Annotated in this window: 11 protein-coding genes; 4 read left to right on the top strand and 7 right to left on the bottom strand. The window is 67.4% G+C overall.

Annotated elements, in window-relative coordinates:
• Nucleotides 1-3: 3 nt before the first annotated feature.
• The 4 genes from ACU5AP_RS04115 to ACU5AP_RS04100 all read right to left on the bottom strand — a co-directional run bounded on the left by ACU5AP_RS04115 (nucleotide 4) and on the right by ACU5AP_RS04100 (nucleotide 3,837).
• Nucleotides 4-1,500 carry an amidohydrolase gene (locus ACU5AP_RS04115; protein WP_396489318.1) on the bottom strand — a complete coding sequence of 499 codons (1,497 nt, stop codon included), beginning with the start codon at nucleotides 1,498-1,500 and terminating at the stop codon, nucleotides 4-6.
• A gap of 116 nt (nucleotides 1,501-1,616) precedes the next feature.
• Complete coding sequence (locus ACU5AP_RS04110; protein WP_003166274.1) at nucleotides 1,617-1,898, bottom strand: DUF167 family protein; 282 nt, start codon at nucleotides 1,896-1,898, stop codon at nucleotides 1,617-1,619.
• A gap of 245 nt (nucleotides 1,899-2,143) precedes the next feature.
• Entirely contained in the window at nucleotides 2,144-3,073 is a 930-nt protein-coding gene (locus ACU5AP_RS04105) for an electron transfer flavoprotein subunit alpha/FixB family protein (protein ID WP_440229724.1), read from the bottom strand.
• Complete coding sequence (locus tag ACU5AP_RS04100; protein WP_046652441.1) at nucleotides 3,073-3,837, bottom strand: electron transfer flavoprotein subunit beta/FixA family protein; 765 nt, start codon at nucleotides 3,835-3,837, stop codon at nucleotides 3,073-3,075. Before ACU5AP_RS04100 ends, ACU5AP_RS04105 begins: the two co-directional genes overlap by 1 nt.
• Nucleotides 3,838-3,962: 125 nt before the next feature.
• Here ACU5AP_RS04100 and ACU5AP_RS04095 point away from each other — a divergent pair, with 125 nt between their 5' ends.
• Complete coding sequence (locus ACU5AP_RS04095; RefSeq protein ID WP_076222848.1) at nucleotides 3,963-4,304, top strand: hypothetical protein; 342 nt, start codon at nucleotides 3,963-3,965, stop codon at nucleotides 4,302-4,304.
• A gap of 9 nt (nucleotides 4,305-4,313) precedes the next feature.
• On the opposite strand, the gene ACU5AP_RS04090 is transcribed toward ACU5AP_RS04095, so the two are convergent.
• Nucleotides 4,314-4,886: a cob(I)yrinic acid a,c-diamide adenosyltransferase gene (locus ACU5AP_RS04090; protein ID WP_128718940.1), complete on the bottom strand. Its 573-nt coding sequence runs from the start codon at nucleotides 4,884-4,886 to the stop codon at nucleotides 4,314-4,316.
• 34 nt (nucleotides 4,887-4,920) lie between these two features.
• The gene (locus ACU5AP_RS04085) at nucleotides 4,921-5,124 is read right to left on the bottom strand and encodes a twin transmembrane helix small protein (protein WP_076222851.1); all 204 of its coding nucleotides are present in this window, start codon (nucleotides 5,122-5,124) and stop codon (nucleotides 4,921-4,923) included.
• A gap of 156 nt (nucleotides 5,125-5,280) precedes the next feature.
• Here ACU5AP_RS04085 and ACU5AP_RS04080 point away from each other — a divergent pair, with 156 nt between their 5' ends.
• On the top strand, nucleotides 5,281-7,422 hold the full coding sequence (locus tag ACU5AP_RS04080; protein ID WP_446680818.1) for a TonB-dependent receptor domain-containing protein: 2,142 nt from the start codon (nucleotides 5,281-5,283) through the stop codon (nucleotides 7,420-7,422).
• Nucleotides 7,423-7,538: 116 nt separating this feature from the next.
• Complete coding sequence (locus tag ACU5AP_RS04075; RefSeq protein ID WP_040347107.1) at nucleotides 7,539-8,663, top strand: hypothetical protein; 1,125 nt, start codon at nucleotides 7,539-7,541, stop codon at nucleotides 8,661-8,663.
• Between the two features lie 64 nt (nucleotides 8,664-8,727).
• Here the strand turns inward: ACU5AP_RS04075 and ahcY are convergent, their stop codons facing one another.
• Entirely contained in the window at nucleotides 8,728-10,119 is a 1,392-nt protein-coding gene (gene ahcY, locus ACU5AP_RS04070) for an adenosylhomocysteinase (RefSeq protein WP_446680817.1), read from the bottom strand.
• Between the two features lie 235 nt (nucleotides 10,120-10,354).
• On the opposite strand from ahcY, the gene ACU5AP_RS04065 reads away from it, so the two are divergent.
• Nucleotides 10,355-11,848: a methyl-accepting chemotaxis protein gene (locus ACU5AP_RS04065; protein WP_446680816.1), complete on the top strand. Its 1,494-nt coding sequence runs from the start codon at nucleotides 10,355-10,357 to the stop codon at nucleotides 11,846-11,848.
• The last annotated feature ends 45 nt before the right edge of the window (nucleotides 11,849-11,893 follow it).

Genomic DNA, 11,893 nt, shown 5'->3' with positions numbered 1-11,893 from the left:
GGTTCAGCGAGCTCCCTGGGCGACGCCGGCGGCGGCCTGGCCGAAGCCGGGCTGGCCCAGTTCGAAATCGGACACGGGCTGGAAGGCGGGGTTCTGGCGATCGAAGGCCAGGCCGCCGTCGATGAAGACCTGGTCGGCGCGAGCGTAGATCGAGAAGGGATCGGCGCTCCAGATCACCACGTCGGCGCGCTTGCCGCTCTCGAGCGAGCCGGTTTCCTTGTCGATGCCGATAGACCTGGCCGCATTCAGCGTGATCCAGCTGATGGCGTGCTCTTCGGAGATGTTCATCCCGGCGCGGCGACCGGCCGACAGGGCGGCGGCGGCTTCCTGGTTCAGGCGCTGGATCAGTTCGGCGTCGTCCGAGTGGATGACGGCGCACGAGCCCTCGGGCGCGTCGGTCAGGGCGGCGTTCTCCTCGATGCCGTCCAGGGCCTCCATCTTGAATCCCCACCAGCCGGTCCACATGGCGGCGCAGACGCCTTCACGGGCCAGCAGCGGCGCGATCTTGTAGGCCTCGACCGCGTGGTGGAAGGTGGTGATCTTGTAGCCGAACTCCTTGGCCACATCGAGCATGACCGCCATTTCATCGGCGCGGTAGCAGTGGTTCTGGATCAGGATCGAGCCGTCCAGAACGCCCGCCAAGGTCTCGAGCTGCAGGTTGCGGGTCGGGGGCGTCCCCTGGCCGTCCTCGCGCCACTTGTCCCACTTGGCCTTGTAGTCGCGCGCGGCGATGAAGCCGGCGCGATAGCCCGCGACATTGCCCATGCCGGTGGCCGGCGACTGGTTGCGCGAGCCATAGACCCGCGACGGGTTCTCGCCGCAGGCCATCTTCAGGCCGTAGGGAGCGTTCGGGAACTTCATCCCCTGCATGGTGACAGACGGCACATTGCGCAGGGTCACGCCGCGGCCGCCGAACAGATTGGCCGAGCCGGGCAGGATCTGCATCGTCGTCACCCCGCCCGCGCGGGCGGTGTTGAAGCCGGGATCCTGCGGCCAGATCGAGTGTTCGGACCAGACCTGGGCGGTGTTGGGGTTAGTGGCTTCGTTGCCGTCGCTCATCCCCATGACGCCCGGCGAAGGATAGACGCCCAGGTGGCTGTGGATGTCGATGATGCCCGGCGTGACGAAGCGGCCGCGCGCGTCCACCACCTGATGGCCCGCCGGGACCGGGGTGTCCGCTCCGCCGACGGCGGCGATGCGGCCGTCGGTGACGACGACGACGCCGCCCTCGATCTTCTGACCGGCGCCGGTCAGCACCGTCGCGCCGACGATGGCCATGTTCTGGCGCGGCAGGCCGCGATAGGTCGAGGGATAGGGGTCGGCATTGGCCCAGCCGTCCAGACCCGGCGCCATCGTGCGGTCCTTGGAGGACGACGCGGCGGAAGCCGTCTCGGTCTTGGGCGCGGCGTCGCCGGTCGTGGCGCAGGCCGACAGGCTGAGCGCGCCGAGCGCGCAGGTGAGAACAGCGAGGCTTGGACCCCGCAGGCGACTGAACAACATGGGCGAGCCCCCTCGCGCCCGCGAACTGCGGGCAGACAATGGCGTGTATACAATCGCCAGTTTCCGTCAGGGTAAAGCTCTAAAAGCCGCCGCTCTCGGCAAAGTCAGGCGCGCGCTCAATCCGCAGGCAGGCGGGCGCGGACCTCCGCGTCGGTCAGGCCGTCGACCTCGATCATCTTCAGCCGCGACTGGCCGCCGCGCGCCAGCGCCACATCGCGCTTGGGCACGCCCAGGGCCTTGGCGAGGAAGGCGGTCAGGGCGGCGTTGGCCTCGCCCTCCACCGGCTGGGCGCGGACGCGGACCTTCAGCACCGGGCGGCCGTCCGGGTCGACATCCCAGCCGTCGATGCGGTCGGCCGAGGCGCGCGGGGTCAGTTTGACGGGAATGCGGGCGGTCATGGGAGGTGTTTGGCCCGATCCACCAGCTTTGGCCAACCCCTCTCCGCTCATCCCGGCGGACGCCGGGATCCAGTGCTTTGGCTTCAGACGCGGCGCTGGATGTCTGGATGGACCCCCACAGTTGAGCGCGTGGCTCTTACTGGATCCCGGCGTCCGCCGGGATGAGCGGGCAGAAGGCGCACAAAAAGAAAACGCGCCGGACAGTCTCCCGTCCGGCGCGCATCTTGTTCAGTCTGTGACGGCCCTTAACCCAGGGCGGCCATCAGTTCCGGCACGGCGGTCTTGTAGTCGGCGACCCAGCCGTAGTCGGCGACCTGGAAGATCGGGGCGTCGGCGTCCTTGTTGATCGCAACGATCACCTTGGAGTCCTTCATCCCGGCCAGGTGCTGGATGGCGCCCGAGATGCCGATGGCGATGTAGAGGGCCGGAGCCACGACCTTGCCGGTCTGGCCGACCTGATAGTCGTTGGGGGCGTAGCCCGCGTCGACCGCCGCGCGCGAAGCGCCGACGGCGGCGCCCAGCTTGTCGGCCAGGGGGTCCATGACGGCGTGGAATTCTTCAGCCGAGCCCAGGGCGCGGCCGCCCGAGACGACGATCTTGGCGGCGCCCAGTTCGGGGCGGTCCGACTTGACCATTTCTTCCGACACGAAGGCGGTCTTGGGCGCTTCGCCGGCGGCGACGCTCTCGACCGAGGCCGATCCGCCTTCAGCGGCGGCGGCGAAGGCCGTCGGGCGCACGGTGATGACCTTCTTGGCGTCGGCCGACTGGACCGTCTCCAGCGCATTGCCCGCATAGATCGGACGCACGAAGGTGTCGGCCGAGACGACTTCCACGATGTCCGAGATCGGCGCCGTGTCCAGCTTGGCGGCGATGCGCGGCGCGAAATTCTTACCGTCGGTGTTAGCCGGGGTCAGGATGGCGTCGTAGTTCCCGGCCAGCGGCAGGACGGTGGCCTCGACGGCCTCGGCCAGACCGTGGGCGACGGCGTCGCCTTCGGCCAGCAGCACCTTGCGCACGCCCGCGATCTTGGCGGCGGCGTCAGCCACGGCCTGAGCGTCCTTGCCCAGCACCAGAACGTCCACGTCCGACGACAGGGCCAGGGCGGCCGTCACGGTCTTGTGGGTGGTGTCGCGAACAACCGAGCCGTCGTGGTCGGCGATGACGAGAACGGCCATTACAGAACCCCTGCGTCTTTGAGCTTGGAAACCAGTTCGGCCGCATCGGCGACCTTGACGCCCGCCGAACGCTTCGGCGGCTCCGTCACCTTCAGCACCTTGAGGCGGTCCGCCGTGTCGACGCCGTAGTCGGCGACCGCCTTCATGGCGATCTCCTTCTTCTTGGCCTTCATGATGTTGGGCAGCGACGCATAGCGCGGCGTGTTCAGGCGCAGGTCGACCGACACCACGGCCGGCAGTTCGGCCGCGACCGTCTGCAGGCCGCCGTCGACTTCACGGGTGACGACAGCCTTGCCGCCTTCGATCGCCAGCTTGCCGGCGAAGGTGGCCTGAGGCCAGTCCAGCAGGGCGGCCAGCATCTGACCCACGGCGTTGTTGTCGCCGTCGATCGACTGCTTGCCCAGCAGAACCAGGTCCGGCTTCTCTTCGTCCACCACGGCCTTCAGCACCTTGGCGACGGCCAGCGGCTCCAGATCCGTGTCCGACTGCACCAGGACGCCGCGATCTGCGCCCATGGCCAGGGCCGTGCGGATGGTTTCCTGCGCCTGGGTCACGCCGATGGAGACGACGACGATCTCGGTCGCCGTGCCCGCGGCATGGTGTTCCTTGCCTTCCTTCAGACGCACGGCCTCTTCGACGGCGATTTCGTCGAAGGGGTTCATGCTCATCTTGACGTTGGCCAGGTCGACGCCGGTCTGGTCCGCCTTCACGCGAGCCTTGACGTTGCTGTCGATCACCCGTTTCACCGGGACGAGTACCTTCATGAGCCTATCCACTTGGTCATCGAAATGTCGGTCGAGGGATTGGACCGATGAAACCGACCTGTCAACGTAACGCTACGTGAACTGCGGTCGTGTCGCGGACGCATTTTTGATCTATTGAGACGAGCATGAAACGCTTCCTGACGATCCGGCGCCTCAGCTTCATCTTCTTCAGCCTGTTCGCGGTGACGCTGGCGGGGGTGTTCATCCTGCAGCGTTTCTGGGTCGATCCGGGCGAACGCTGCGCGGCCAAGGGCTATTGGTACGATCTGGAGACGCGCATCTGCGCCCAGCCCATCTACATCCCCGACATCACCGGCCGCCCGGCGGGCACGACGCGCGCCGAGGCCTCGAACAAGGCCAATCAGGAGCTTCTGGTCCTGGAAGATCAGGTCAACGCCCAGAAGCGCGCCCGCGCCGCCGCCACCGAGGCCGAGCGCGAGCGGGTGAACGCCCTGCGGTCGCAGTAGGCCCGCGCCTCAGCGCGTCGCGCCGGGCCGCCACAGGACATCGCCCGCGCCATTGGCATTGGCGCGGCGGGCGGCGACGAACAGCAGGTCCGACAGGCGGTTGAGGTAACGCGCCGCCTCAGGGTTCACGACCTCGCCCGCTTCCATCAGACGCACGGCCTCGCGCTCGGCCCGGCGGCACACGGTGCGCGCCAGGTGCAGATGCGCCGACAACGGCGAACCGCCCGACAGGATGAAGCTGTCCAGCGGCTTGAGGCTCTCATTCATCCAGTCGATCTCTGATTCCAGCCGCTCGACCTGGGAGGCGATGATGCGCAGGGCCTCCCACTTGGGCGCCGGCTCCATCGGCGTGGCCAGATCGGCGCCCAGGTCGAACAGCTCGTTCTGGATGCGGCCCAGCATGGCGTCGATACGGTCGTTCTGGCCGCTGTTCAGGCGCGCCACGCCGATGACGGCGTTCAGTTCGTCCACCGCGCCATAGGCCTCGACCCGCGCATCGGTCTTGGACACCGGAGCGCCCGAGGCCAGCCGCGTCTGCCCGGCGTCGCCGGTGCGGGTGTAGATCTTGTTCAGCGTCACCATGACGCGCCCTCCCCTGTTCCTGTTGGTGCGCGCCTCAGCCCGCGTGCGTCCGCTTCAGCCACATGCCGACCATCAGCAGCAGCACCGCCACCGCCTGAAGGATGATGCGCAGCCGCATCAGCTTGTTCGAGCGGACGCTCGCGCCTTCCCCGCCCTTGTTCAGGTTGTAGAGGCCGAAGCCCAGGGTGACGACGACGCCGGCCACGGCGATCAGGATCAGAATGTCGATGAGGTCCATGACCGCTTCTTAGGCCCGCCCGCCATCCCGCGCCAGACATGTCGAAACGAGATCGCAATTGCGACCTATTCGCACACCCCTATTGCGTTGAGAATGCGAACGCTGTTGAGAGGCGTTCTCATTTTAAAGGCCCCTCCCCGAATGTCCCCTTCACGCATGTCCCGCCGTTCGTCCCTGCTGGCCGCCACCGCTCTGATGACTGTGGGCGCCGGCGCGCCCGCCCTGGCTGACGAGACCGCGGACCTGATGGAGCCGACGCACAAGGTCGCCGACGTGGTCGTCACCGCCTCGGGCTTCGAGCAGAAGATCACCCAGGCGCCCGCCTCGATCAGCGTCCTGCCGCGCGAGGAGATCCAAGAGATCCGCGCCGCCTCGATCGCCGAGATCCTGAACAACATCGAGGGCGTCGACACGGGTTCGGGCGTCGGCAAGACCGGCGGCCAGACGATCAACATTCGCGGCATGGGCTCGGACTACACCCTGATCCTGATCGACGGCCGCCGCCAGAACACGGCCGGCAGCGTGACCCCGAACGGCTTCGGCGAAACGGCCAACAGCTTCCTGCCGCCGGTCTCGGCCATCGACCGCATTGAGGTGGTGCGCGGCCCGGTCGCCACCCTCTACGGCTCGGACGCGATGGGCGGGGTCGTCAACATCATCACCCGCAAGGTCGGCGACGCCTGGACGGGCTCGGCCTCGGCCAACTACACCCTGCAGGGCGACGACGAGTTCGGCGACTTCTGGGGGATCAACGGCTACGCGTCGGGTCCGCTGATCGCCGACCGCCTGGGCCTGGCCCTGCGCGGCTCCTGGTCCGAGCGCGAACAGTCCGACCTGAAATACCGCGACGTGAACGGAAACGAGGTCGACGTCACCGGCTTCGGCCGCAGCGCCACCGCCTATGAGATCTGGACCCTGGGCGCCCGCCTCAGCCTGACGCCGAACGCGGACCACGATCTGTGGCTGGACGTCGACGCCGCCGGCCAGTGGTACGACAACGCCAAGGGCCAGATGGGCACCAACACCGTGGCGGGCGGCTACAAGGACTTCCTGGAATTCAACCGCGAGCAGTACCTGCTGGCGCACAATTGGCGCCTGGATTTCGGCACGCTGGAATCCACCCTGTCGCACAACAAGACCGAGACGGTCGGCCGCATCATCCCCCGCGGCGTGCCCGGCGCCGGGGGCGACCGCACCCTGGAGACCACGACCACCCTGTTCGACACCAAGCTGAACAGCCAGTGGCGCAACCACACCTTCACCGTCGGCGGCCAGTACATGGACGCCGAAATGACCGACGGCGTGGCGGCCGGCGCCTTCACCTTCGAGCAATGGGCCCTGTTCGCCGAGGACGAATGGCGGCTGCGCGACGACCTGGCCCTGACCGTCGGCCTCCGCTACGACGACCACTCCAGCTTCGGCGACCACGTCAGCCCGCGCGCCTATCTGGTGTGGAACGCCAATGAGCAGTGGACGCTGAAGGGCGGCGTCAGCGGCGGCTACAAGACGCCGCGCCTGGAACAGCTGACCCCCGGCATCAACGGCTTCGGCCGCCAGGGCGCTTTGCCGCTGATCGGCAGCCCCGGCCTGACCCCGGAAACCAGCGTGGCCTATGAGTTCGGCGTCTATTTCGACAACGGCTCGACCTTCCGCGCCAACGCCACCGTCTTCCGCAACGACTTCGAGGACAAGATCGCCTCGGGCCAGCCGATCGCCAACTGCACCTTCGGCCTGACCCAGGCCCAATACGACGCCGGCGACTACTCCAAGACGGGTTGCGCCGACGTCGGCTTCTGGTCGGCGATCAAGGAGTTCGGTCAGAGCGTGAACATCGACGAGGCCACGACTCAGGGCCTGGAAGTCGTCGCCCGCTGGCGCTTCGTCGAAGCCTGGAGCCTGCACGGCAACTACACCTACACCGACAGCGAGCAGAAGACCGGCGCGCAGGCCGGCCGCCCCCTGACCGATACGCCCGAGCACATGATCAACGCCCAGCTGCGCTGGCAGGCCACCGACCGTCTGTCGACCTGGCTGCGCGGCGAGTATCGCTCAGAACGCTGGCGCGGCGAGGGCGCGGCCCGCGACGCCCTGGGCGACTTTAAGGCCTATGAGCTGTTCCACATCGGCGGCTCGTACGAAGTCAATGACCGCGTGACCCTCAATGCGGCCATCTACAATCTGTTCGACAAGGACTTCGTCCGTCTGGCTCCCTATGGCGCGCCGGTCGCCTATTCGCCGGAATACGCCAACAATCAGGAGCCGCGTCGTCTTTGGATGTCGGTGACGACGACCTTCTAACCCCTCTTCAGTTTCCTCCCCGACTGACCGGGCCGCCTCCTTGAAGGAAGCGGCCCGTTTTTTTGACCTGCGCCAAACTAAGCCGTTGGTCATTTTTGACGGGCAGGATGGTCGTCATGACTGATCGCGCCATCCGCAACCTCGAACACCTGCGCCGCACCGCCTCGACGGCGCGCGTGCTGAATCTGCTCAAGGTCTATGACGAGCACGGCGACAGCGACGACTGGGCCGAGCGCCCCATGTTCCGCAACCCGGCCCTGAACCGCGCCCTGATCATCAAGCACAGGCTGCGGCGCAATGAGACCGACGCCTTTCCGGGCCGCCGTCAGGTGGCGACCAAGATCGTGGTGCCGATCGACAGCACCGATCTGAAGACCGGCGGCCGCTTCATCTTCGTCAACCAGATCGGCTTCGAGCGCGCCATGCACGAGGCCTTCGGCGTCGACCCCGACCACCCGGACCTGAAGACCCTGCGGCTGATGGATCAGCTGCCGTCGCTGGACCCCTTCCTGCTGCGCGAACAGCTGCGGCGCGGAAATGTGGACGCCGCCCCCTGCTATTTCGCCCTCAGCGAGGCCGACCTGGAGCGTATGCTGGAGTTCGTCCAGAAGGAGATCGAGCCTCTGGTCACGCTCAGCGTCGGCGACGGGGTGGTGGCCGCCGGTTCGACCGCCCGCATGGCGTCGAAGATCCTGTCCAACGCTCCCGGCGACCGATTGGAGGCGCTGCGCCTGACGCTGAAGCTGGAGCCCGAGCAGTATCAGGAGGGCGTCTTCTGCTGGAAGGGCTTCCTCTACTACAAATGGGCGCTCGCCAGTCTGATGGCCGACATCGTCCATGTGGCCGACGAAGTGGGCACGATCCAGCCCGCCGGCCCCAGCGACCAGGCGGCCAAGGACTATATCGCGCGCGGACGCGGCGTGCTGCGCGGCCGCATCATGAAGACCTGCGAAGAGGTCAGCCGCACCCTGCGCTACTACGACGACGCCTATGCGGGACTGACGCGCGAGGGCAATCCGGTGGCGTTCCGCGACTTCCTGCTGGAGGCGCCCGCCCTGTTCACTCGCCTGGGCGACCAGCTGGGCGCAGTGCAGCACATCGTCAGCTTCTGGCGCTTCCGCTTCAACCCCAAGGCGCCGCCGGTCGGGGTGGATGAGCTGATCGACATCTTCATGGACTTCGAAACCGGCCTGATGGGCCGAGGGCCTGACGAGTTCGATCCACGCGACGTCGCAGCGTAAGTTCAAAAGAAAACCCCGCGCCGTCGCCGGCGCGGGGTTCTGTCTTTCAGACCCGAGACAGGTCTCAGTAGCGGTAGTGTTCCGGCTTGAACGGACCCTCGACCGGCACCGAGATATAGTCGGCCTGATCCTGGCTCAGCGTCGTCAGCTTGGCGCCCAGCTTGGCCAGGTGCAGGAAGGCGACCTTCTCGTCCAGGTGCTTGGGCAGGGTGTAGACCTTGTTGTCGTAGGCCTTGGCGTTGGTCCACAGCTCGATCTGGGCCAGCGTCTGGTTGGTGAAGGACGCCGACATCACGAAGGACGGGTGGCCCGTGGCGTTGCCCAGGTTCACCAGACGGCCTTCCGACAGCAGGATGATCTTCTTGCCATCCGGGAACTCGACGTGGTGGACCTGATCCTTGATCTTGTCCCACTTGAAGTTCTTCAGGCCCGCGACCTGAATCTCAGAGTCGAAGTGGCCGATGTTGCAGACGATGGCGTTGTTGCGCATGGCGCGCATGTGCTCGACGCGGATGACGTCCTTGTTGCCCGTGGTTGTGACGAAGATGTCGGCCTTGTCGGCGACGTCTTCCAGGGTCTGGACCTCATAGCCTTCCATCGCCGCCTGCAGGGCGCAGATCGGGTCGATTTCCGTCACGATCACGCGGGCGCCGCCGTTGCGCAGCGAGGCCGCCGAGCCCTTGCCCACGTCGCCGTAGCCGCAGACCACCGCCACCTTGCCCGACAGCATGACGTCGGTGCCGCGACGGATGGCGTCGACCAGGGATTCACGGCAGCCGTACAGGTTGTCGAACTTCGACTTGGTGACGCTGTCGTTGACGTTGATGGCGGGGAAGGGCAGCTCGCCGCGCTCGGCCATCTGATACAGGCGATGGACGCCCGTGGTCGTTTCTTCCGACACGCCGCCGATGGCCTCGCGGATAGCCGAATAGAAGCCCGGCTTTTCCTTCAGATAGCGCTTCATGACCGAGAAGAGGGCTTCCTCTTCCTCGTTCTGCGGGTTGTCCAGAACAGAGGCGTCCTTCTCGGCCTTCGGGCCCAGCACGCACAGCAGGGTGGCGTCGCCGCCGTCGTCCAGGATCAGGTTCGGGTAGCCGCCGTCGGCCCATTCGAAGATCTTGTGGGCGTAGTCCCAGTACTCCACCAACGTCTCGCCCTTGAAGGCGAAGACCGGCGTGCCCGACGCGGCGATGGCGGCGGCGGCGTGGTCCTGGGTCGAGAAGATGTTGCACGAGGCCCAGCGCACTTCGGCGCCCAGGGCTTCCAGCGTCTGGATCAGCACGGCCGTCTGGATGGTCATGTGCAGGCTGCCGGCGATGCGGGCGCCCTTCAGCGGCTGGGACGCGCCGTATTCCGCGCGCAGCGCCATCAGGCCCGGCATCTCGGTTTCGGCGATGGCGATTTCCTTGTTGCCGAAGTCGGCCAGGGAGATGTCGCGGACGATGTAGTCGGTCATGCAGAAATGTCTTTCGGCCACTGTCGGGGGATCGCCGTCGCTATAGCGCGGCGCGGCGGCAGGAGCAATCAAGACATAAGGATGTCTTTATATGAGCGGCCGCTCACTTGAATAGCGGCCCCTCCGAAGCGGTTAAGGGAATCTACGCAATCCGGGCTTAACCCGGCCAATACCCTCTTGGTGACAAGGGGCATTAAGGGCTCTCCCCCGCCCTGCCGTTGAAACGAGTTGCGTCATGGCTTCCCACGAGATCGACCGTCGCATGAACTTCATGGGGCTGGGTCGGCCGTCCGCCGGTTACAGCGCCATCTCGGGCCTGCTGCGTCAGGCCGTGCCCCAGGCCCTGGCCGACTTCTACGACAAGGTGCGCGCCGAGCCCGAGACCCGCCGCTTCTTCCGCGACGAAAGCCATGTCGCCGCCGCCAGCAACGCCCAGCAGCGCCACTGGAGCGCCATCATCGACGGTCGCGCCGACGAAGACTACGCCGCCTCGGTGCGCACCATCGGCCGCGTCCACGCCCGTATCGGTCTGGAGCCGCGCTGGTACATCGGCGGCTACAGCGTCATCCTGGCCCACCTGACCCGCGCCGTGGTCGAGCGCCCCAGGAAGCTGTTCGCCAACCGCCGCGCGCACGACCGCATCACCGCCGAAGCCCTGGCCGAACTCAACCAGCGGGTCATGCTGGACATGGACCTGGCCATCTCCATCTATCTGGACGCCCTGCAGGAAGAACGCGACCGGGTGCAGGCCGAGCACGACGCCGCCGAAGCCCGCCAGGCCGAGGTCGTGCGCGCCCTGGGCGCCGCCCTGCACAGCCTGGCCGACAACGATCTGTCCGTAACCATCCCGGACGTCTTCCCCGAGGAATACCGCTCGCTTCAGAACGATTTCCACGCCGCGACCCGCGCCCTGCGCACCGCCGTGCGCGCCGTGGCCGACAGCGTCGAGAGCCTGAGCGCCGGGTCCAGCCAGCTGGCCGTCGCCTCCGAAGACCTGGCCAGCCGCACCGAGCGTCAGGCCGCCAATCTGGAGCGCACCGTCAACGAGGCCGACGCCATCGCCCGCCAGGTCGCCTCGACCGCCGACGGCGCGCGCCAGACCGCCGAGGCCCTGGCCGCCGCCCGCGCCGATGTCGAACATACGACCCAGGTGGTCGGCGACGCCGTATCCGCCATCCACGCCATCGCCGAATCCTCGACCGAGATCGCCCGCTTCACCAGCCTGATCGACGAGATCGCCTTCCAGACCAACCTGCTGGCCCTCAACGCCGGGGTCGAGGCCGCCCGCGCCGGCGACGCCGGGCGCGGCTTCGCCGTGGTGGCCCAGGAAGTGCGCGCCCTGGCCCAGCGCTCGTCCGAGGCGTCCGGCGAGATCCGCACCCTGATCTCCACCTCCTCGGCCCAGGTGGCGCGCGGGGTCGACCTGGTCGAGCGCACCGGCGCGGCGCTGGAGCGCATCGGCGCCAAGGTCTCGGCCGTCGACGGCCTGGCGGGCGGCATCGCCGGCTCGGCTCAGGAACAGGCCGACGGCCTGGCCCGCGTCCGCCGCGCCATGGGCGAGATGGACGACATCACCCAGCAGAACGCCGCCATGACCGAAGAGGCCACCGCCGCCGCCCGCCAGCTGGCCAATGAGGCCGTCAGCCTGAACCAGCAGGTCGGCCGCTTCCGTCTGGACCGCTCGGTCGCCGCCGGCGCCGCCGCGACGGGCCCCCGCCTGGTCGCCTGATCCGCAGACGCAAATCCGACTGGCGTCAGGCGACGGACGCGGGCT

It is taken from the genome of Brevundimonas sp. RM1, assembly GCF_052907225.1.
This window is presented reverse-complemented; position numbering and strand designations above follow the sequence as displayed.